The 20,980-nt window shown below is 48.0% G+C and carries 19 protein-coding genes and 1 tRNA gene; 3 read left to right on the forward strand and 17 right to left on the reverse strand.

The genetic code is table 11. From position 1 onward, the window contains the following. Positions 1 to 68 precede the first annotated feature (68 nt). From ACO08K_RS15645 to ACO08K_RS15725, 17 genes are all read right to left on the reverse strand, one after another. Positions 69 to 1,520: a RapZ C-terminal domain-containing protein gene (locus ACO08K_RS15645; RefSeq protein ID WP_421797341.1), complete on the reverse strand. Its 1,452-nt coding sequence runs from the start codon at positions 1,518 to 1,520 to the stop codon at positions 69 to 71. A gap of 120 nt (positions 1,521 to 1,640) precedes the next feature. Further along, positions 1,641 to 4,067, reverse strand: a complete 2,427-nt coding sequence (locus ACO08K_RS15650) for a GumC family protein (protein ID WP_421797342.1) — start codon at positions 4,065 to 4,067, stop codon at positions 1,641 to 1,643. Positions 4,068 to 4,070: 3 nt separating this feature from the next. Next, positions 4,071 to 5,222, reverse strand: coding sequence for a UDP-galactopyranose mutase (locus ACO08K_RS15655; protein WP_421797343.1), 1,152 nt, complete (start codon positions 5,220 to 5,222; stop codon positions 4,071 to 4,073). After that, positions 5,219 to 6,025, reverse strand: coding sequence for a polysaccharide biosynthesis/export family protein (locus tag ACO08K_RS15660; protein WP_421797344.1), 807 nt, complete (start codon positions 6,023 to 6,025; stop codon positions 5,219 to 5,221). Before ACO08K_RS15660 ends, ACO08K_RS15655 begins: the two co-directional genes overlap by 4 nt. Positions 6,026 to 6,178: 153 nt before the next feature. Beyond that, positions 6,179 to 7,297 carry a non-hydrolyzing UDP-N-acetylglucosamine 2-epimerase gene (wecB, locus tag ACO08K_RS15665; RefSeq protein WP_421797345.1) on the reverse strand — a complete coding sequence of 373 codons (1,119 nt, stop codon included), beginning with the start codon at positions 7,295 to 7,297 and terminating at the stop codon, positions 6,179 to 6,181. 5 nt (positions 7,298 to 7,302) lie between these two features. Beyond that, a complete protein-coding gene (locus tag ACO08K_RS15670) occupies positions 7,303 to 8,061 on the reverse strand; it encodes a tyrosine-protein phosphatase (RefSeq protein ID WP_421797346.1) in 759 nt (252 codons plus the stop codon). A 126-nt stretch (positions 8,062 to 8,187) separates the two neighbouring features. Next, positions 8,188 to 9,240 (reverse strand): NAD-dependent epimerase, encoded by a 1,053-nt coding sequence (locus ACO08K_RS15675; RefSeq protein WP_421797347.1) that lies wholly within the window; start codon positions 9,238 to 9,240, stop codon positions 8,188 to 8,190. Between the two features lie 144 nt (positions 9,241 to 9,384). Next, the gene (locus ACO08K_RS15680; protein WP_421797348.1) at positions 9,385 to 9,912 is read right to left on the reverse strand and encodes a UpxY family transcription antiterminator; all 528 of its coding nucleotides are present in this window, start codon (positions 9,910 to 9,912) and stop codon (positions 9,385 to 9,387) included. Between the two features lie 53 nt (positions 9,913 to 9,965). Continuing rightward, the gene (locus ACO08K_RS15685; protein ID WP_421797349.1) at positions 9,966 to 11,267 is read right to left on the reverse strand and encodes a nucleotide sugar dehydrogenase; all 1,302 of its coding nucleotides are present in this window, start codon (positions 11,265 to 11,267) and stop codon (positions 9,966 to 9,968) included. Between the two features lie 61 nt (positions 11,268 to 11,328). Further along, positions 11,329 to 12,453, reverse strand: a complete 1,125-nt coding sequence (locus ACO08K_RS15690) for a DegT/DnrJ/EryC1/StrS family aminotransferase (RefSeq protein ID WP_421797350.1) — start codon at positions 12,451 to 12,453, stop codon at positions 11,329 to 11,331. Positions 12,454 to 12,456: 3 nt separating this feature from the next. Continuing rightward, on the reverse strand, positions 12,457 to 13,656 hold the full coding sequence (gene lhgO, locus ACO08K_RS15695; protein WP_421797351.1) for an L-2-hydroxyglutarate oxidase: 1,200 nt from the start codon (positions 13,654 to 13,656) through the stop codon (positions 12,457 to 12,459). Positions 13,657 to 13,669: 13 nt separating this feature from the next. Next, complete coding sequence (locus ACO08K_RS15700; protein ID WP_421797352.1) at positions 13,670 to 14,206, reverse strand: ArsR family transcriptional regulator; 537 nt, start codon at positions 14,204 to 14,206, stop codon at positions 13,670 to 13,672. A gap of 60 nt (positions 14,207 to 14,266) precedes the next feature. After that, complete coding sequence (locus tag ACO08K_RS15705; protein WP_421797353.1) at positions 14,267 to 15,544, reverse strand: acetylxylan esterase; 1,278 nt, start codon at positions 15,542 to 15,544, stop codon at positions 14,267 to 14,269. A gap of 173 nt (positions 15,545 to 15,717) precedes the next feature. Beyond that, complete coding sequence (locus tag ACO08K_RS15710) at positions 15,718 to 16,758, reverse strand: quinone-dependent dihydroorotate dehydrogenase (protein ID WP_421797354.1); 1,041 nt, start codon at positions 16,756 to 16,758, stop codon at positions 15,718 to 15,720. 83 nt (positions 16,759 to 16,841) lie between these two features. Then, a complete protein-coding gene (locus ACO08K_RS15715) occupies positions 16,842 to 17,528 on the reverse strand; it encodes an LrgB family protein (RefSeq protein WP_421797355.1) in 687 nt (228 codons plus the stop codon). Beyond that, complete coding sequence (locus ACO08K_RS15720) at positions 17,525 to 17,863, reverse strand: CidA/LrgA family protein (protein WP_421797356.1); 339 nt, start codon at positions 17,861 to 17,863, stop codon at positions 17,525 to 17,527. The genes ACO08K_RS15715 and ACO08K_RS15720 overlap by 4 nt, the downstream gene beginning before the upstream one ends. Beyond that, positions 17,864 to 18,295 carry a hypothetical protein gene (locus ACO08K_RS15725; protein ID WP_421797357.1) on the reverse strand — a complete coding sequence of 144 codons (432 nt, stop codon included), beginning with the start codon at positions 18,293 to 18,295 and terminating at the stop codon, positions 17,864 to 17,866. Between the two features lie 177 nt (positions 18,296 to 18,472). Between ACO08K_RS15725 and ACO08K_RS15730 the strand changes: the two genes are divergently transcribed. The 3 genes from ACO08K_RS15730 to hisD all read left to right on the forward strand — a co-directional run bounded on the left by ACO08K_RS15730 (position 18,473) and on the right by hisD (position 20,980). After that, a tRNA-Phe gene (locus ACO08K_RS15730) sits at positions 18,473 to 18,548 on the forward strand. 219 nt (positions 18,549 to 18,767) lie between these two features. Then, on the forward strand, positions 18,768 to 19,628 hold the full coding sequence (gene hisG / locus ACO08K_RS15735) for an ATP phosphoribosyltransferase (protein WP_421797358.1): 861 nt from the start codon (positions 18,768 to 18,770) through the stop codon (positions 19,626 to 19,628). Between the two features lie 59 nt (positions 19,629 to 19,687). Then, positions 19,688 to 20,980, forward strand: coding sequence for a histidinol dehydrogenase (hisD, locus tag ACO08K_RS15740; RefSeq protein WP_421797359.1), 1,293 nt, complete (start codon positions 19,688 to 19,690; stop codon positions 20,978 to 20,980).

Genomic DNA, 20,980 nt, shown 5'->3' on the forward strand with positions numbered 1-20,980 from the left:
CGATCAGCTATGATTGCGCTCGGCAGAGAAAAGCTGATTGCTCATAGCTGATTGCTGATTGCTGATTATTAGTTTTCCCAATTTTTCTTCTCCTGCTCCACATGGTGCAAGACCACCCTTACGCCATATTTTTCCTTAAGGTGTTTGCCCAAGGCATCGGCTGCGTATACGGAGCGGTGCTGGCCCCCGGTGCAACCGAAGTTGACGGTAAGGTTGGTGAAACTGCGCTCAATGTAGTCTTCCACCGCAGCATCCACGATGCGGAATACATTGTGCAGGTATTCGTCCATGGTGCTGTGTTGCTTGAGAAAATTGATGACCGACTCATCGCGGCCAGTCAGTTTTTTATAAGGCTCGTAGCGCCCAGGGTTGTGGATGAAGCGACAATCAAAAACAAATCCGCCACCGTTGCCACTGCTGTCTTCGGGAATGCCACCAGCATGGTACGAGAAGCTATTGATCCCTACCGTGAGCAAACTGGTGCTGCTTTTGATTTTATTGAAGGGTTCAAATTTTTTGGAGTCCAAAATGCGCTGCATCGCCTCCCGCAAATGGGGTAGTTCGATGGGCAATTGCCAGTTTTCCAAAAGCCCCTTGATGTTGCGCAGGCCATGGGGGATACTTTTGAGGAAATGCTCTTTGCGCTCAAACAGTCCCCGGAATCCATATGCCCCCAACACCTGGATGTTGCGGATCAACACGTAGCCATTGTAATGTTCGACGAAACGGTCAGGATTGATCGGCGTTAATTCGCCCGCGACTTTGATGTAATGCTGTAGAATTTCCTGGCGGATATCCGGCGGAATATTGGCTTTGGCCTGAAACAACAAAGAGGCCAAATCGTATTGAAGAGCACCTCGGCGCCCGCCCTGATAATCGATGAAATAGGGTTCGCCACTTTTGATCATGATGTTGCGCGACTGAAAATCGCGAAACAGGAAGTATTGGTTGTCCGCAGTAAGCAGGTAATCAGCCAGGTCGTGAAAGTCTTTTTCCAAGGCTTGTTCATCAAAACGCACCCGGGTAAGCATCAGGAAGTGGTATTTGAAATAGTTCAAATCCCAAAACATGGCCTCCTTGTCGAAGGCTTGCTTGGGGTAGCTGTGCTCGTAGCTCAAGTCCTTCCCCCCGATAATTTGCAAACGGGCCAATTGCTCCACTACCCGTTTGTAGATTTGAGCAAGGTAGTCGGGAAAATAATCGTCGTTTTGCAGCAAAAAGCTGTACAAAGTAGTAGAGCCCAAGTCCTCCTGCAAATAAACTTTGGTGCTTAAATCTTCTGCATAAATTTCTGGTACCGGAAGAGATTTGCTGTGGAAATGACGGCTGTATTCCAAAAAAGCCCTGCTTTCCCGATCATTGGGGCTATAAGTACCTATTGCAGCCTTTTCAGAACCCTGCAAGCGGTAATAAATCCGCTCAGAGCCAGAAGGTGCCAGTGGTAAAATCAATTTAGGACTTTCACCCGCCCACTGCTCAAATAAATCAGCTAGCGCAGCTTCAATTTTTTGTGGAGTCATTCCAGTGTGATGTTTCTCAACTTAAGGGCTATTCAAAATTCAACCGCATCGGCGGTTTGTTACCCCAAAAATTCGGGACAACTCATGTTTGCCCCACTATTTAGGCGCAAAACTATGAAATTATTTCAAGCGGAAACGTTTAAGGAAATTTCGCCAGGACCAAGAGCGGCGGCGTGGCTCGTGGTCGAAGTACTCGCTGCCATACCCATGACCATACCCATACCCATAAGATGAACTGTAACCGCCGTATCCATAGCCATAGCCATAGCCTACTCTGGCCTTCAGACCGTTGAGCACAACTCCCATTTGAGGCAGTTTGTTGTTGCTGTAAATGTCCTCCACCATGCGTAAAAATGGGGTGCGACTCATCCCAAAACGAGTAACAATGATGGCTTGATCGATGTGTTTATTGAGCAAAAGGGCATCGGTAACCAACCCGATAGGTGCGGTATCCACGATGATGTATTGGTAACGCTCCCGCAATTCCTTAAACAATTGAAGCGTTGCATCACTCATCAATAATTCGGCGGGGTTGGGTGGAATAGGGCCACAATCCAGGTAATCTACCAGTGGATGGTCGGGCAAAGGTTTGATGAGCTCATCCAGCGAAGCCTGACCCACCAGGTAATTGGTTACCCCTCGTTCCTCTTGCTGTCCGGTGAGGTAGCGACTCAATTTGGGTTTACGGATATCCAGACCCAACAACAGGGTTTTTTGGCCCGAAAGAGAAATACTGATACCCAGGTTGATGGTGATAAAACTTTTGCCCTCACCACTCACACTGGAGCTGACCAGAATGACTTTTTTAGGTTCCCCCTTTGCCATGTATTGCAAATTGGTGCGCAACATACGGAACATCTCCGCAATGGCAGAGCGACTGCTGCGGTTGACGACAATGGATTTCCCTCCGCTGGATTGCATGATGCCGCCCAAAAATGGAGTGTTGGTATTGCGACGAATGTCGCTTTCGTCGTAAATCCGGTTGTTGAAATAATCAAAAAGGAAGACCACTAGTCCAGGCAATAAAAAGCCCATAAACAAATACAAAGTAAATGTTCTACGCCGATCAGGTGCCACCAAACCCTGCCCAACCGGAGGATTGAGGATGCGGGTATTGGACACCTGGGCTGCAACACTTAAGGCTGTTTCTTCCCTTTTTTGCAAGAGAAACAAAAAGAGTTGTTCCTTAATTTGCTGCTGACGCAAAATCTGGAGCAATTCCCTTTCGTAAGTAGGAATGGCGTCAATTTTATTTTCAATGGGTTTCAACCGTTTGCTAACCTGGGCGCGGCGCTCGTTGAGCTCCCGGCGAATAACCGTGAAATTGTCCGATAGAGGTGCACGTAATTCTTCTATTTTTCGATCCAGGGCTTTTAATGCCGGATTGTTGGGCCCAGCAGTCACTACCAATTTTTTGCGCTCTTGAACGAGTTCATTATAGGATTTAATGATTTCTGCAGCTGCACTACTCGCCAAAATCTCCGAACTCAGCGGTAGGGCTTCATTTTGGGCATTTGGATCATTGAGCTTTTTTTCGATGGCATCAAGCATGGCCATACGCAGATCCAGTTCCATCAATTGTTCATCCGCACTGGATACTTTGCTGAGGTATTCACTGGCTTTACTTTCAATGGCTACCGGGAGGTCTCTGCTGCGTTTGTAACCTTCTACATCTTTTTCTACAAGGTAAAGCTCTTCGGTGATATACCCCAGTCGCTCGTCAATAAATGCAAGGGTTTTTCGGCCAGACTCATTTTTGATTTCAATTTGGCTGCGATCAAACTCATTGACAAGGGTTTTAAATACATCGATACATTTTTCAGCAACAGGGTCGCGCATGCTCAGATTGAGCACGTTAGAACCAGGTACGGGCTGGATTCCCAGTTTGTTGGCGTATTCTGCAGCGGTACCCTCCGGGTAATTGAGCCGAATCAGAAACTCGGTTCCTGGCAAGGAGCTGGCTCGACGTTTTATGGTATATTCAATTTGGTTGTGTACAAATGGCGTATCGTAATGACAAGTTAAAGTATCGTTTTCCCCTTTAACCAGGATAAAATCATAATCGTTCAGGGTACGCACCCGCAACGAGGTGCCGTAGGCCAACAATTGCGGCAAGGCACCTACCAGTACTATTGGGCAATGGGGGCTGTACATTTCACTGGTTTTTACCCGCCCCACGGTGTAATAGGTGATGTTGAGATCCAAAGAATCTACCACTCTGCGCATCAAGGTTGTCGACTTGAGCACCTGAATCTGGTCATCTACATTGGATTCTTGTTCCAAGCCCAGTTTTTCAGTGATTAGTTCTTCCGAAAGGCTACTTCTGGCGTTGTCCTCCAATAAGATGCTACCACCTACCTGGTAAATATTGGTCGCATACCTCAGTTTGAGCCAGGCAATGCCGTACCCCACCATGAGCCCCAGCGCCAACCAATACCAATTGCGCAAGAAGAGGAAAAAAAAGTATTTGATATCCAACTCCTTGTTTCCGCTGGGCGTGGGGGTTGGATTTGAGTAGCTATAGGGTGTAGATTGTGAAGTGTCCATTGCTCAAAAGTACGAAAGGTTTGAAAATTTTCGATCGCTAATTCCAGATAAAGCTGGGATTATTCGCTTCTTTACCAACATCATTGCTCGACCAATGGCCTGATCCATGTCGTAGTAACGGTATTCGCCCAATCGACCACAGATGAGCAGGTTGGGAATATGTTCGGCCCGTTGGCGGTATTGTTGATAAAGTCGCTGATTGGTATCGTCAGGAAAAGGGTATTCATAGTGGTCAATATCCCGCGGGCTAAACGGAGTTTCACGAGTGAGCATTGTGCCCCGAATGAACTGTTGTTGCTCCACGGGCATCAGGTGTTTCCATTCCAGGGTACGGATATGGGGTCCAGTTTCCAGTGCTGGATTGTTGACCTGTGCACAGGGCTGGTACCAATTCCTGTCAGGAAGATACTGGTGTTCTCGCTGTTGCCCGCGGTAGTGCAGACGACCCAGGTCAAAACCAAAAAAAGCATCAATAGGCCCGGTGAAAACCGTAAAAGCAGCAGGTTCAAAGGATTTCTGGTGTTGCAGGTAATCTACCCCAAGATGTAGCTCTATTCCCTCCAACATTTTGTCCATCCATTGGGCATATCCATTTGCAGGAATACCTTGCCATTGGTAGCCGGGAGTCAAATGCGGATCATCATCGTAATGAATCTCAAAACGTTTGACCAAATCTGGGCTAAGTTCCCTGGGGTTTACGCCCCATTGCTTGAATGTATAGTTCTTGACAAACTTTTCATAGACTTCCTGTGGCATCAAGCGCAGAGCTGCCTCTTCAAAATTGGTGGCTGGAAGTTTAGACGGTGTATGAATTCTGGAATTCAGGTATTGCTCAGCACCAATCCGTCGCAGGTAAGCAGCCGCGATCGGCCAATTTTCATATTGCCCTTCAATTTGCGATTTTACTACAGCGCGATAAGGCAAAAACGTTCCAAAGCGTTGCACATAGTCCCAAATCATCTCCGAGTTGGTGCGGAAATAGTGTGGCCCATAGCTGTGTACCCGAATTCCTGAAGGATGCAAAAAGTCGTGAACATTGCCTCCGACGTGTTTGCGGCGCTCAAATACCGTAACTGCAAAGCCCTGATCCTGCAACAAGCGTGCAATGGTAGCTCCGGTTAAACCAGATCCAATAATATGGACATTGGCCCTCATCGGCTAAAAAGGGCGATGATCAAGGTAATCAATGACAATCCGGCTGAGCCAAAGGTCAAGAAGCGACTGGTTTGGTCGGTAATCCCTCCCACCTTGGCTTTGGTCGGTTTGACATAGATAAAATCATTTTGTTCGAGGTAAAAATAGGGTGAGGCAAAAATGCCCGGATCCTGGAGATTCAATTGGACGTACTGGCGTTGGCCATCTTTTTCACGGATCAACAGAATATCGGTGCGATCGGCGTAAGGGGTCAAATCACCAGCCATCCCAAACGCTTCCAGCAATGTCACTCTTTTATTCGAGATGCGAATCAAGCCGGGTTGTGAAACCTCACCCAACATGGTGATTTTGAGGTTTAAAAACCGTAGACTGACTACTGCATCTGTTACGTGGGGCAAAATGCGGTTGAGAATGGTGTCGTGTGCTACCCCCAGGGTTAAGCCCCCTACTTTTATCCTGCCAACTACAGGGAAATCGATGTACCCGGCACGATCAACAAAATAACCAGTGAAAAGCTCTAAGGAATTGACCCCCGTTCCACCAGCACTCTGCTGCATTAAATTGTTGTTTTGTTGACTGCCTGCTGCACCCGCCTGAGGGACAAATGCTCTAATCGCGTCCGGTTCAAAACTACTCACATTGATTTGTAACAAATCCTCGGGCTGAATGCTCAGGTCGATGGAATTAGCAATAGCCTCCACCTTATTAAAAGGCAGTGGCCCTTGGTTGAAATTGACCAGTTGTTTGTGTTGCACACAGGAGCAGGTCAACAGGAGTAGGGAGAAGAAGTACAGAATCCGCATGGATCAATGGTTTGAGGGGTAAAGAGAGGTTGAGGAGTTGAGAAGTTGAGAAGTTGAGGCTACCGCGAAGGACTTAGACAAGGACATTGTCAAAATCGCTGGCGGTAGCCTCAACATCTCAACATCTCAACTTCTCAACTCCTCTCAACCAAATTATCGTTTACGTTCAAAAATATCAATGAATACATCAGCTATCCGCTCGGCAGCCTTACCATCCCAAAGGGGCGGAATGCTACCCTTTTTTCCCCGGCCTTCCAGCGCTTCCAGCATGTGTTGATGCACGGTTTCCGGGTTGAGGTCAGCTAGTAAGGTGTTGGTTCCTAAGTCTACAGTAACCGGACGTTCAGTGCTGCTGCGGAAAGTCAGGCAGGGTGTTTGCAAAAAGGTCGTTTCCTCCTGAATGCCCCCCGAATCCGTGATCACCAACGCAGCACCTTCCATTAAACGCAAAAATTCCAGGTAACCCAATGGCTCCGTAGTAATTAGATTCGGAATGCGCTCAAAACGTTCCAGCAAGCCAAAGTTCTCCAGATTTTTGAGTGTGCGTGGATGCACCGGGAACACCACCTGCCGGTATTGCACGGCATCTTCAATGATACTCAGTATAGATGTCAAACCTTCTACAAAGTCAACATTGGAAGGGCGGTGCATGGTCATCAGGACATAACTCTGGTCTTGAATAGCTGGTTTATTGGGCAGAACCGCACTGTAACTCAACTGCCGTGCCCGCGCCTGGTAATGCACCAGGGAATCAATCATACAATTGCCAACAAAAAAGATCCGCTCATCGGGTACATTTTCTTTGGCCAGATTGATCATGCCACTCATTTCTGTAACAAACAAGTAATCAGAAATACTATCGGTCAAAATCCGGTTGATTTCTTCAGGCATACCCCGATCACCACTGCGCAATCCCGCTTCTACATGCGCTACCGGGATATTCATTTTTACGGCTACCAGGGCACAAGCAATGGTAGAATTGACGTCGCCAACGACCAACACAAGATCGGGTTGTTCTTTTTGCAAAACCTCTTCAAACGCCAACATGATTTTGGCCGTTTGTTGGGTATGCGAGCCACCTCCTACGCCCAAAAAATAATCGGGATTCGGCAATTCAAGCTGGGTGAAAAATACGTCGCTCATTTTGGCGTCGTAATGTTGTCCCGTGTGGACAATTTTGGACTCCAGTTCTGGCCGGGCTTGAAAAGCACGGTGCAATGGAGCAACTTTCATAAAATTGGGCCTAGCGCCAACAATGTTGAGGATTTTCATGTGGATTATAAATTGAGTAGGTCCTGGTTTTTGAATGTATGGCGTTGCAAAATCCGCAAAATTTCCTTTTGCCGGAGGGCAGCCTGTAGCTCGTGCAAATGCCGGATATTGTGCATATCGGTGCCTAGGTAGCTCACCATGTCTTTGTCCAGCAGGGTCTTGGCCCATTTTGCTACCTGAGGCCCATAGTGCCCGGTAAGAGAAAGGATGTTGACTTGTAAGTCGCAACCCAGGTCACAAATGCGTTCCAAAGTTCCAAGGTTACCAATGTAATAGCTGTAGCGTTCCGGGTGGGCCAGAATGGGGGAATACCCCTGGAGCCGCAATTGGAAAATACGGTTTTCCAAATCGGGCGGTGCACCAAAAAAAGACAATTCTACCAAAATACGTTTACCGGGCATGGGCAAAATATCCCCTTTTGCAAACAATTCAGCGGTATAGTTGTCGAGGTTGTATTCGGCGGAGGCTTCCAAGCGAAAAGTTAAACCTGCTTGGTGAATGGCACGGCGTAATTCTTCCCAACCATTTTGAATGATAGCCCCTGTGTTCGGATAATAATCTCCCATCACATGGGGCGTAGTAATGGCGCCGCTGTAGCCCAACTGAATGAGCCCTCGGATCAGTTCAAGGCTTTCCTCTATGGTTTCAACACCATCATCAATCCCGGGGATGAGGTGCGAATGCATGTCCATTCCCAACACCGAAAAGTCGCTGGGCTGGGTAGAATGCTGACCTGAACTGCGTGAGAATAATTTTCCAAACATAAGTTTAGTAATGGGGCAAACATAAGTTTTCATTTTCTCTGGGCAAAAGGGTTAGATAAAAAACTTAAAATGAAGCGTTTACTTATCTAATCCTTTGGTAAAATGAAATACTTATTTTTTATTGCCCTAGGCTTGATAATACCAGCGGTACCAGTCAATGAAACGTTGAATCCCGGTTTGTACCGAAGTGGCTGGTTTGTACCCCGTATCCACTTCCAAATCATGCACATCGGCAAAGGTAGCTGCTACATCACCGGGTTGCATGGGTAGCAATTCTTTGATGGCTTGTTTTCCCAGAGATTTTTCAATCGCTTCAATGAATTCCGCCAATTGAACGGGCTGGTTGTTGCCAATGTTGTACACGTGGTAAGGAGCGCTGGAATGGGCCGGATCCACAATGGCCGGGTTCCAGTTCGGATTGGCCACCGGAGGGCGATCAGCCACCCGAATGATTCCTTCAACGATATCGTCAATATAGGTAAAATCCCGAATCATTTGCCCATGATTGAATACCTTGATGGGCTCTCCAGCTAAAATGGCTTTGGTAAACAAAAATAGCGCCATATCTGGCCTACCCCAGGGACCATAAACCGTAAAAAAACGCAAACCCGTAGTGGGCAGCCCAAACAAATGGCTATAAGTATGGGCCATGAGTTCATTGCTTTTTTTACTGGCTGCGTACAAGGAAACCGGATGGTCCACATTGTGGGCCGTTGAAAAAGGCATTTCACTATTCAATCCATACACACTTGAACTGCTGGCGTATACCAGGTGCTGCACTTGTTGGTGCCGGCAGCATTCCAGAATATTGACAAAACCCACAATATTGCTGTTGATGTAAGCATGTGGGTTGATCAAACTATAACGTACCCCAGCCTGAGCTGCGAGATTGACTACTACATCGAATTTTTCAGCTTGAAACAATTTTTCCAATCCGGCCAGGTCTTCCAATTGCAGCTGAATAAAGGAAAAAGAGCTTTTTTCGCTTTTGCACAAAAGACCAGCTTGAATCCGGCTGCGTTCAATGCCCAATTGGGTCAGGCGGGCATATTTCAACTCAACATCGTAGTAGTCGTTCAAACAGTCCAAACCTACCACTTCGTCGCCACGCTCCAGTAGTTTTTTAGATAAGTGAAATCCAATAAAGCCAGCTGCGCCGGTCACTAAGATACGTTTCATTACAGTCAATAATTAATACATTAAGTAGTGGGGCAAAAATAAGTGTTCATTTTTTCTGAGTCAAAGAATTAGGTAAGGCACTTAAAGTGAGCCGTTTACTTGTCTAATCCTTTGGTAAAGTAAAATACTTATTTATTATCGCCCCTAAGCCGCTCCCCGTTTGTTGGACAAAGGCCGCAATATTTCCGGAGCCACTTGCATGCGCAGCGAATAGCCCAGACTTTCCAATTCCACCACAAAGTTTTTGGAGCCCAAACCCTGCAACAACCTTCCGCGCAGGCCAAACAAACTGCCACTAATGATCTCTACTTCTTCGCCAATTTTAAACACCCCTCGATCTACTTCAACATTGGCGACCTCACCAGTTACCCGCCGCATGATGTCAATTTCAACTTCGGGAATGGCAATTAAATCTTTGGCTATTTTGACAAAATGCGTCACATCGGGGGTTTCGAGCACAGGGACGTACTGGTCCTTGACGATTTGTACAAAGACGTAGCAATTAATCAGTGGGAGTTCAACCTTTTTGATCTTGCGCGTATACACACGGGTCACCTTCTGCAAGGGGAGGTAACTCTTGATGCCCTTGTCGCACAAGTACTTGCTCACCAATTTTTCCCGCTTGTATTTGGTGCATACCGCAAACCAGCGAGGTTCTAAAGCGTCAAGCATAATTTTGTTGTTTACAGTGTGGGTGTTTAATCTAAATGAATATTAGTACCAGATCACAAACGCCAATAGGCAATATTCAAGTCATCCGCAGCTTTACGCGAGTGGATGCCCTTAAGATCTAACAATAGAGGCTTGCCATTCATCAGTTTGCGCAGCTCTTCAAGCGGCATTTCTACAAAAGGTTGATGGGCTACCGCAATGATGACAGCATCGTAATTGTCTTCGGGTTCAGTAATCATGCTTAGTTGGTACTCGTGGGCCACCTCAGCAGCAGCCGCAAAAGGGTCTACCAAATGGGTGGTAATCGAATATTGCTGTAGTTCTCGGACCAAATCCGCCACTTTAGAGTTGCGGATATCGGCCACATTTTCCTTAAAGGTAATCCCTAATACCAATACTCGGCATTGTCCAGGGTTTTTGCCTTTTTGAATGAGCATTTGTACAAGTCGCTTAGCCACGTAAGCGGGCATCTCGTCGTTGATTTTGCGGCCGCTTGTGATCACATGAGGCGTATAGCCCAATTCTTTTGACTTGTGCAAAAGGTAATAGGGGTCCACGCCAATACAATGTCCACCTACGAGACCAGGATAAAATTTTAAAAAATTCCACTTGGTCCCGGCAGCTTCCAATACCTCCCGGGTATCAATGCCGATGCGGTCAAAAATCACCGATAGTTCATTCATAAACGCGATGTTGAGATCGCGCTGGGTATTTTCGATCACTTTGGCAGCTTCGGCCACTTTGATCGAACTGGCCTGGTATATCCCAGCTTCGATAACGCTGCCATACACCTGAGCAATCAACGCACATGCTTCGGCGTCGCTACCCGATACCACCTTGAGGATTTTCTCAACGGTATGTTCCTTGTCGCCGGGATTGATCCGTTCTGGCGAATAACCTACTTTAAAGTCCTGGCCAAAACTTAAACCCGATTCCCTTTCCAGAATGGGCACACAATCTTCCTCAGTACAACCCGGATAAACCGTGGATTCAAACACTACATAATCCCCTTTTTTCAACTGCTTGCCCACCGTTTGGGAGGCTTTGAGCAGGGGGGTTAAATCAGGGTTGTTGTGCTCATCAATGGGGGTCGGCACCGCCACAATGTGAAAATGTGCCCGCTGCAAATCTTCGACATCATGGGTAAACTGGATGTCTGCTCCTTTGAATGCAACGGCAGTAAGTTCCTGTGAAGGATCTATGCCCGCCTGCATTTGAGCCACCCGGGCTGCATTGATGTCAAAACCAATGACCCGGAATTTTTTGGCCAAAACCAGGGCCAGTGGCAAACCCACGTACCCCAATCCTATGACTGAAACCAACTTTTTCTTCTGTACAAAATCTTCAATCCCCATCTCGTTTGCTTTCCAGTTAGTGGCCTAATTAGTGGGCAAAAAAAAATGAACATTTATTTTTTTATCGCCCAAAGCTTTTCACTGACTCAACAATGTAGTTCAATTGTTCTGAATCCAATTCGGTGTGAATGGGTAAGGACAATACTTCCTGGCACAATTGCTCCGTGACGGGTAAATGTGTCAGATCGGTAAAAGGTCGGAAGGCATCCTGTGCGTAAAGCGGTACCGGATAATAAATCATCGTGGGCACCCCTTTTTGCTGGAGATACGTTTGCAGGGCATCGCGTTGCCCGTTTTTAACCAACAACGTATATTGGTGAAAAACGTGGGTGGATTTGGGATGGCGTACTGGGGTTTGAATCCAGTCCAAACCAGCCAAAGCCTGATCGTAAAAATCGGCTGCGGCCTGACGTGCAGCGGCGTATTCATCCAAACGTTTGAGCTTGACACCCAGCACCACTGCTTGAATGGCATCCAGGCGCGAGTTGACGCCAACCACATCGTGGTAATAACGCCGCACCTGACCGTGATTGGCCACCATCTGCATCTTTTGGGCCAAATCGGCCCGGTTGGTGCTAATGGCACCGCCGTCGCCGTAAGCGCCCAGATTTTTGGATGGGTAAAACGAAGTACAGCCAATGTGGCCAATGGTACCCGTTTTGGCCCGGTTGCCATCACTAAAGGTATAGTCCGCTCCGATGGCTTGTGCATTGTCTTCAATGACCCAAAGCCCATGTTCCTGCGCCAGGGCCATAATTGGTTCCAGGTCGCAGCTTTGGCCAAAAAGGTTGACTGGTACAATGGCTTTGGTGCGAGGGGTAATGGCTTTGGCAACGATTTCCGCCGTCAGGTTAAAAGTGTCGTAATCCACATCCACCATTACGGGCTTCAGGCGCAGCAAGGCAATGACTTCGGCGGTGGCCACATACGTGAATGCTGGTACAATCACCTCGTCGCCGGGCTGTAAGTCGAGTGCCATCATCGCGATTTGTAAGGCATCGGTGCCGTTGGCGCAGGGAATCACGTGTGCGGTGCTCAGGTATTGCTGCAATCCTTCCTGGAAAGCTTTCACCTTTGGGCCATTGATGTAAGCGGTCGTATCGAGTACTTCCAAAATACCCTGGTCAATTTCGTCTTTGATCTTCAGGTACTGCCGCTTCAGGTCAACCATTTGGATGGCGTGCATAATTTAAACCTTTGCCAGCGCTTTGCCCGCAATCGTCTTACCAATCGCCAAACTGGCGGTGGCAGCTGGAGAGGGAGCGCTGCATACATTAATGATATTGTGGTCCTCAAAAATGAGGAATTCGTCAATCAATTTGCCTTCAAGGTCGCAGGCCATGGCGCGTACACCGGAACCTCCACGTTGCAGGTCGTCAAAACCCACTTCGGGAATCAGGTGTTGCAAGGCTTTGACAAAGGCAGCTTTGGAGTAGGAGCGTTGCATTTCGCCCAGGCCATAACGCCAGTGTTTGGCGGCCAGCCGCAAAAAACCGGGGTAAACCAAGGTTTCGGCCAACTCGCCTACGTTGATGTCCCAACGGCTATAACCTTCTCTACGGAAGGCCAGAACTGCATTAGGCCCAGCTTCAATTCCCCCCTCGATCATGCGGGTATAGTGTACGCCCAGGAAAGGAAACTCAGGGTTGGGTACCGGATAAATCAAGTTGTTGACCAAATATTGCCTTTCTGGCTTCAACTCGTAATATTCACCACGGAAGGGAATGATTTGTACTCCTTTGATTTGTTGCCCGGTCATTTTGGCCACCTTATCGGCGTACAATCCGGCGCAACTGATCAATAATTCTCCGCGTACTTCGTCATTTTGGCTGCGCACGATGATCTCCTTATCATTGCGTTGGATCGATTCCACCTTAAATCCTTTGCGGATGGTAGCTCCTTTGGCCTGGATCAATTCGGCGTATTTATGGGCCACCTTGCGGTAGTTGATGATGCCCGCCTGAGGCACCCAAAGGGATTCAATCACATTGACGTGGGGTTCGTGCTCGCGGGTTTCTTCAGCACTGATGCGGCGGATGCCAGTAAGGCCGTTTTGTATGCCATGCCCTAGAATCCGATCCAGTTGGGGCAATTCTTCTCGGCGGGTGGCGACAATCACCTTGCCGCAGATATCGTAGGGAATCTTGTGTTCGTCAGCAAAGCGCAACAACTCGCCGTATCCCTCCATGCAGTTGCGCGCACGTAAGGTGCCGGGGCGGTAATAAATGCCAGAATGGATGACGCCGCTGTTGTGCCCGGTTTGGTGTGTGGCCAGCTCCTGCTCTTTTTCAAGCACGGTCACCTTTAGGTCTGGTCGCGCTTCCAGCAGCCGCCAGGCAGTGGCGAGGCCGACAATTCCGCCTCCGATGATGAGTACTTCTTTATTCATGCGCCTACTATATTTAATCCAGATCGGACCAGAGCAGCAGGGGTTCTACCCCTATCTGACTCTTGACCAGCCCTGCATATTCGCAGGGGGTATAAATGATGTAACGAATGCGGCGTTTGACTAGGGTTTCTACTTTTTCAATCAGTTGCAACAAATAATGCTGATCAATATTGCCCACGAATATCAAATCAATGATGGCACTGTCCAAACCCCGGGCAAAATCTCCGGTGAGGAACACCTTTTCCACCTCGCCGAGGCGTTTAACTACATTTTCGATGATTTGATCCAAACCCAGGTACTTCATCAAAATGGTATTGACTTCCCGAAAAAGGGGATGCTGGGTGTTGGCGCGGAAGATTTTTTTATTGCCACTGAGTTCCGATACGAGCATGCCAGCTTGCTCCAGGTTGTTCAATTCCAGCCGAATGGCATTGGTGGACTCACCAAACTCGCTTTCCAAACCCCGCAAATAGGCGGTAGTGTTGCTGTTGAGGAAAAATTTCAACAGCAGCTTGATTCTGGTCTTGGAGGAAATAAGGGCTTCGATCATTGAAGTGGACTTCGAATGTTTGGATACGCAAAGATAAGGAAAAATGAGTAGAAAAATTACTCAATATTGGGGGTGATTTTTGTCAGGCTTCACCACTTCCCCCACAAACCTCAAATACTCCCCCCAATCATAATCCGTCATATCATGCTTCCCTTCCCGAATATGGTACCTCACTTGTTGCCCCACCGGATTGTTCAGCCCCGGAAAAGCCACTGTGCCCAGCCCCGTTTTCCCATACAACTGATACACCGCCTCGGTATTTTGTGCGCCCAAAAACTCCCCGCGTGGGTCCGACCACTGATCACCCATCGCGCTAGCCACATACAAGGGGCGCGGAGCCAACAGACTCATTAAAATGTGTTGGTCAAAAGGTAAGTCATTTTCCTTGTAAGCATAATCCTTATAAGTGTTTAGAAACCAGTGAGGGAAACTGCTGGTGATGCGCCATAGGTTTTCCCCATAATTCCTGCGGCTCAGTGCGGCACCGCCTTCGCCGGATTCATTGGAGATAATAGCGGCAAAGCGTTGATCGTTGGCACCCGCCCACAAGGCGGCTTTGCCCAGCCGGGAGTGGCCGTGGACGATGATTTTTTTTGCATCTACCTGTGGGAGGGTTTCCAGAAAATCGGCGGTACGACTGAGGCCCCAGGCCCAGGCGCCAATGCAGGACCATTCTTCGGCTTTCAAGCCCAGCTGATCCGCCAAAGTGCTGCGGATACCTTTTTGATAGCCCGTTGGCAAATCCTCTTCAAAGTCACCACAAGCCACGGTGATGCTTCCATAACCCGCAGCGATCACTTTTTCAAATTGCCAGCGCGAGGCCCAAACCCCTCGGGATTCAGCTTGTCCGAGGTTGTTTTTGAATTGACCAGCTTCGTTGCAAATGACATATTTTTCAAAAATCGGAATGCTGGGCTCGGTGCTGGTGGTTTGGTTACCACAAAAGTTGAGACCCAAAAACACTGGGACTTTGCCAGCTTTATTGGGTAAAACGCCTAAAACGGTGACGCTGTGTTTTCCTGCAAACGTAAGCGTCCAGATGTATTGAATGGCTTTGCCGCCCATAATTTCGGTTCGTGAAACCAGTTGGCTGCTTTGAGGAAGTTTTTTGCCGGGCATTTTTCCATACATCACTTTTTGGAATTGATCCAGCCAGTACAGGCGCTGCTTTTCCCAGGCCTTTTTGTTTTTGACGATGGTGCCATCCGGTTTTTGGAGCGGATTGGGAAGGGTAAAGTTGCCGACCTTACTTTCGTCCATATTGGCGACGAAGGGTTGCTGAGCCGTGGCCAGGATGCCACAAAGGCTCAGGCTGATCAGGAGGAGTGCTGTTTTCATAAGGACTTGATTGAGTACGCAGAAAAATTAACTTTCCGATTTTGGGTTTTGAATAGGAAGTCGAACGCTTCATTTCAAGTGAGCTTCCTATTCAAAAGCCTCAAAAAAAATTGGGAAGTAATTTTTTGCGTCATACTAATTAGGGAATTTACTAAATTTTACCTACAACATTGCTACCCTACTAAAATCCCCTCACAAATTTCCTTAACCAATTCTGGACCTGCGTACACCAACCCCGAATACACTTGCACCAGTGAGGCCCCAGCTTCAAATTTTTCCTGTGCGTCCCGTGCGGAGGCGATTCCTCCCACGCCTATGATGAACAATTTTTTACCCGATTTTTCATACAAATACCGAATCACCTCGGTTGAGCGTTCCCGCAATGGTTGACCACTCAAGCCGCCTGCACCAATTTCTTCCAGTTCAATCGGGCCAGCGACCAGTCCTTCCCGGCTGATGGTGGTATTTGTCGCAATCACCCCGGCAATGGCTGTTTCTTGTACAATTTCCAGGATGTCGTCCAGTTGTTTTTCGTTCAAATCCGGCGCTATTTTGAGCAGAATGGGGGTAGGGACGCGGTAATCGTGGTTCTTTTTTTGTAAAGTGGACAAGAGCTGCATCAAGGGTTCTTTGTCTTGCAAGGCCCTTAAATCCGGGGTGTTGGGCGAACTCACGTTGACCACAAAATAATCCACAAAGGGAAAGAGGCGCTCAAAGCAATAGAGGTAATCGTTGATGGCCAGTTCGTTGGGGGTCGATTTGTTTTTGCCAATGTTTCCACCAATGATCAATCCAGCCGGGCGGGGCTTTTTAAGCTGTTCCACCAAAGCATCCACCCCGGCATTGTTGAAGCCCATGCGGTTGATCAAGGCCTCATCGGTCGGGAGTCGAAACAAACGGGGCAGGGGATTGCCATCTTGCGGTTTCGGGGTTACCGTTCCTAATTCCACAAAACCAAAACCCAGCGCTGCCATCGCGTGGTAATGCCGACCATCTTTGTCAAACCCAGCCGCCAAACCCACCGGATTTTTGAATTTTAAACCCAAAAAATGCCGCTCAAGCCGGGCATCGTCAACTTGATACGCTTTGCGTAAAGAGCCGCTCAGGCCAGGTATCGCCAAGCCCAGTTTGAGCAAAGCAACCGTGAGGTGGTGCGCCCGTTCAGGCGCAATGCGAAAAAGCAGGGGTTTCAGCAGGTTTTGGTACAAATTCATATCATCCATTTTCTTACGGGCAACCCTGTTGGGGCAACCCTACGTGGTTGCCCTTTCCATCGGTGTGGCCACCCAAATACACATCAGAGCCAAAAGTACAAATACGGCAAATAAAAAGCGGTAAATAGGCCATTTAAAGCCATTGCCAGGGCTGCAGCTGCCGCCATTAGGTCGCTTTCTTGCTGCGCTCTGGCCGTGCCGATGCCATGCGAAACGGTGCCAATTGCCAAACCCCTGGCCATTTCATCCTTTACGCCTACCCTGCGCAGAAAAGGCAAACCCCACACTGCCCCCATGATTCCACTTAGCAATACAAAGGCTACAGTCAGTGAAGCTTCACCTCCAAGGGCTTTGCTCAACTCCAGCGCAATCGGCGTAGTAACGGCTTTGGTAGACATTGCTTGTACAAAGGGCTCGGGCAATTCCAGCCAACGGCTCAGATATACCCCCACTACTACATTGACCAGGCCACCCGCACAAACCGCTACAACAATGGACAATGCCTTTTTTTTCAAGGCTGCCGTTTGTTCGTACAAAATCAGAGCAAGACAAATGACTGTGGGCGAAAGCATAAACACCAGGGAGCGGGTAGCTTCCAGATAGTCTTCCACTTTTGCCCGACCAATTTGTAGTACAATTGCAATCAGGATAATGGCTACCAAAACCGGATTCAGCCAGGATTTGCGGTATTTCAAAAAAAGCTGTTGCCCCCACAAGTAAGCACCCAGGGTGAGACCAATCATCAAGGCGGGTTCACGAAAAAGATTCATCGATTCAGCAGTTTGAATACCAAAACAGTAGTCAATCCGCTGAGTGCGGAAGTGAAGACTACCAGGAGTGCTAGTTTCCAGCCGTATTGCAACATCCGTTCGGCGTGCAACAAAATGCCCAGACTAGGCGGCACAAAAAACACCCCCATGATGCCTAAAAAGCCTTTGGCAGTGGTTTGTACCGAGGCGTACGAAACCCATTTCAATTGCAAGGCTACCCACAATGCCAGCATGCCGATCACAGCACCAGGTATAGGTAGCCTTGCCAGTTGGGAGGTGGTTTCACCCAGCGCCCAAAACACAAAAATCAGGAACAAGCCCCGTAAAATGTCCACTTAGAGCTTTTTAACGTCGTAAACCAGATAGTTGGTTTTGCCTTGCCAAGGCAGCGCTTTTACTTTTTTACGGTAAAAAAGTTTGACTCTTTGGCCTTGCAACTCATCCAGTTTTTGGGCTACTTCAGCATTTGGTACAGAAAAATTCCAGCCATTCATCGCCTGGGTTTTGCTATCCGGCGCAATGTTGGGGTTCAAAGTGATGGTCCCTGTATTCAGGTTTCCTTCGTGCGTTTTGAACAAAATACCTTTGTACGTGACGTTGGTCAAAGTGCCACTAGTGGTTCCTTTACTCAAGGTAAAATTGCAATAAACAAATATATAACCCAGTAAACCGACAAAAACCAGCAACAAAGCCCACAAAAGGAGGCGGCGGAGTTTTTTACCAATGCTTTGGGCACCTTCTTTGACAACTTGTTCGAATTCGCTCATGACTAAATGATTTTGAGTGATAAAATTACAACTATTGAGACGCATAATCCAGTTCAAGGGAACTTTTAGTGGCCTACTTGTGTTTTTTTTTGAAAAAAGTGATGCAGCCGTTTGGATAAAAGAAAAACATCGCTGTATATTTGCGCACGCCTTCGAAAAAGGGCAAGTTCTTTACATGGTGTGGTAGCTCAGTTGGTAGAGCACAGGACTGAAAATCCTGGTGTCGCTGGTTCAATTCCTGCCCGCACCACCATTTATACTTTATGAATACTGTTTTCGCACATACTCATCATCATCATGGCTTACCCTCGTAAGGCAAATGGCTGATGAGTATGCTGCGTTAAGTCAGTATTAAATCTCAAAAGAGGTCTACCATTTGTCGGTAGACCTCTTTTTTTTTGTCCCAAATTATCCAAACAAAGGACGATGAAGAAATAAGTTGTTTTTTCACCGCTCCCAAGCACAAAACACGATGTCAACCAAACTCAAAATTGCCGTGCAGAAATCCGGGCGCCTGCAAGAGGACTCGCTGGAAATGCTGCGAGAATGTGGGGTGCGGGTCGATAATGGCCGCGATCAACTCAAAGTATCCGCCTCTGGTTTTCCGATGGAGTTGTTTTTTCTCCGCAATTCAGATATCCCCCAGTACGTCGCCGACGGAGTTGCCGATGTAGCGATTTTGGGACAAAATACGGTGACTGAAAAAGAAAAAGACCTGGAGGAAGTGCTTCCCCTGGGGTTTGCCCGCTGCCGACTCTCGCTGGCAGTTCCGAAAGGCACCATTTATACGGGCATCAATTGGATGCAGGGTAAAAAAATTGCCACCTCTTATCCCAATACGCTCCGCGCCTTTTTGAAAAAGCAAAACATCCAGGCGGAAATCCATGAAATTGCCGGATCGGTAGAAATTGCCCCAAATATTGGTTTGGCTGACGCAATTTGTGACCTGGTTAGCTCGGGCAACACCTTATTTATGAATGGCCTGGAAGAAAAAGAAGTGCTGCTTAAATCTGAAGCAGCCATTTTTGCCAGCCGCAACATGAAGCCCGAAGCCCGCGAATTGCTGGATAAATTACTCTTCCGCTTTAAATCTGTTCTAGCCGCCCGCAATAACAAGTACCTACTGATGAATGCGCCGAACGAAGCCCTGGAGGCCATCATCAATATCTTGCCCGGCATGAAAAGCCCAACAGTAGTGCCGCTAGCCGCCGAAGGTTGGAGCAGTGTACATACCGTAATCAGCGAAGATCGGTTTTGGGAAATCATCGACCAGCTTAAGGCGGTGGGTGCGCAGGGGATTTTGATTATTCCAATTCAGAAGATGATTCTTTAGCCATCAGTTATGAGCAGTTAGCAATCAGTGGCTTCAGATATTATGGAATTTAAGCAAATATGAAAAGTTACACCTATCAAGATATCATCTCTACTCCATCTTTATTGGCGCGGCCAGCGATGACTGCCGCCAATTTGGACGCCATTGTGGGGCAAATCCTCCAAGACATCCGTGAGCGTGGAGATACTGCGGTGAAAGAGTACACCCAACGTTTTGACAAAGTGAAGCTGGATTATCTGGGAGTAAGCGCAACAGAATTAGCAGAGGCAGAAGCTTTGCTTGACCCAGCTTTGAAAGCAGCCATTCAAACCGCCAAGAGCAACATCGAAACCTTTCATGCCCGCCAACAGAGCCAGCCGGAAGTGGTAGAAACCATGCCTGGGGTGTTTTGCTGGCGCAAAAACGTGGGGATTGATAAAGTGGGCTTGTACATTCCTGGGGGCACCGCACCACTTTTTTCTACTGTATTGATGCTAGGCGTACCGGCTAAATTGGCAGGTTGTAAAGAGATCATCTTGTGTTCTCCACCCAACCAAGCCGGCAAAATACACCCTGCCATTTTGTATGCAGCCCAAACAGTTGGGGTCACCAAAATCTTTAAGGCTGGCGGTGTACAAGCGATTGGGGCTTTGGCTTACGGTACGGAAAGTATTCCAGGGGTATACAAAATTTTTGGCCCTGGCAATCAATACGTGACTGCGGCCAAACAACTGGTTAGCCGGGAAACAGTCGCCATTGACATGCCTGCAGGCCCATCCGAAGTCCTGGTTTGTGCAGATGCCCAAGCTGATCCCGCCTTTGTTGCCGCTGATTTATTGGCCCAAGCGGAACATGGAATAGATAGTCAGGTGGTGTTATTGGCGCTTAAGGCTGAATTGCTGGAAGCGATTTTGCAAGAGGTAGAACGCCAGGTTGCATTGCTACCTCGGGCAGAAATCACCCGCAAGGCATTGGAAAACAGTGTAGCGGTTTTGGTAAACACCCCCGCAGAAGCTTTGACTTTGATCAACGATTATGCACCCGAGCACTTGATCCTGGCCATGGAAGACGCTGAGGCTTTTGCAGATCAAGTTCAAAATGCGGGTTCGGTTTTCATCGGGAATTACACCCCTGAATCGGTAGGTGATTACGCCTCGGGAACCAACCACACCTTGCCCACCAATGGTTATGCCCGGGCCTACAGCGGGGTATCTTTGGATTCTTTTGTCAAAAAAATCACTTTCCAGCGTTTGACGGAGGAGGGTTTAAAAAACATCGGTCCAACCGTGGAGACTATGGCGATAGCGGAAGAGCTGGTCGCACACCAACGGGCGGTGAGTATTCGATTGGAAAAGATGAAAAGCCAAAAATAG

It is taken from the genome of Haliscomenobacter sp. (assembly GCF_965225875.1).
Lineage (GTDB): Bacteria > Bacteroidota > Bacteroidia > Chitinophagales > Saprospiraceae > Haliscomenobacter.

Excerpts from the sequence above, each read along its gene's own strand:
- ACO08K_RS15645 (WP_421797341.1), bottom strand. The coding sequence starts at position 1,520 with ATGACTCCACAAAAAATTGAAGCTGCGCTAGCTGATTTATTTGAGCAG.
- ACO08K_RS15650 (WP_421797342.1), bottom strand. The coding sequence starts at position 4,067 with ATGGACACTTCACAATCTACACCCTATAGCTACTCAAATCCAACCCCC.
- ACO08K_RS15655 (WP_421797343.1), bottom strand. The coding sequence starts at position 5,222 with ATGAGGGCCAATGTCCATATTATTGGATCTGGTTTAACCGGAGCTACC.
- ACO08K_RS15660 (WP_421797344.1), bottom strand. The coding sequence starts at position 6,025 with ATGCGGATTCTGTACTTCTTCTCCCTACTCCTGTTGACCTGCTCCTGT.
- wecB (WP_421797345.1), bottom strand. The coding sequence starts at position 7,297 with ATGAAAATCCTCAACATTGTTGGCGCTAGGCCCAATTTTATGAAAGTT.
- ACO08K_RS15670 (WP_421797346.1), bottom strand. The coding sequence starts at position 8,061 with ATGTTTGGAAAATTATTCTCACGCAGTTCAGGTCAGCATTCTACCCAG.
- ACO08K_RS15675 (WP_421797347.1), bottom strand. The coding sequence starts at position 9,240 with ATGAAACGTATCTTAGTGACCGGCGCAGCTGGCTTTATTGGATTTCAC.
- ACO08K_RS15680 (WP_421797348.1), bottom strand. The coding sequence starts at position 9,912 with ATGCTTGACGCTTTAGAACCTCGCTGGTTTGCGGTATGCACCAAATAC.
- ACO08K_RS15685 (WP_421797349.1), bottom strand. The coding sequence starts at position 11,267 with ATGGGGATTGAAGATTTTGTACAGAAGAAAAAGTTGGTTTCAGTCATA.
- ACO08K_RS15690 (WP_421797350.1), bottom strand. The coding sequence starts at position 12,453 with ATGCACGCCATCCAAATGGTTGACCTGAAGCGGCAGTACCTGAAGATC.
- lhgO (WP_421797351.1), bottom strand. The coding sequence starts at position 13,656 with ATGAATAAAGAAGTACTCATCATCGGAGGCGGAATTGTCGGCCTCGCC.
- ACO08K_RS15700 (WP_421797352.1), bottom strand. The coding sequence starts at position 14,206 with ATGATCGAAGCCCTTATTTCCTCCAAGACCAGAATCAAGCTGCTGTTG.
- ACO08K_RS15705 (WP_421797353.1), bottom strand. The coding sequence starts at position 15,544 with ATGAAAACAGCACTCCTCCTGATCAGCCTGAGCCTTTGTGGCATCCTG.
- ACO08K_RS15710 (WP_421797354.1), bottom strand. The coding sequence starts at position 16,758 with ATGAATTTGTACCAAAACCTGCTGAAACCCCTGCTTTTTCGCATTGCG.
- ACO08K_RS15715 (WP_421797355.1), bottom strand. The coding sequence starts at position 17,528 with ATGAATCTTTTTCGTGAACCCGCCTTGATGATTGGTCTCACCCTGGGT.
- ACO08K_RS15725 (WP_421797357.1), bottom strand. The coding sequence starts at position 18,295 with ATGAGCGAATTCGAACAAGTTGTCAAAGAAGGTGCCCAAAGCATTGGT.
- hisG (WP_421797358.1), top strand. The coding sequence starts at position 18,768 with ATGTCAACCAAACTCAAAATTGCCGTGCAGAAATCCGGGCGCCTGCAA.
- hisD (WP_421797359.1), top strand. The coding sequence starts at position 19,688 with ATGAAAAGTTACACCTATCAAGATATCATCTCTACTCCATCTTTATTG.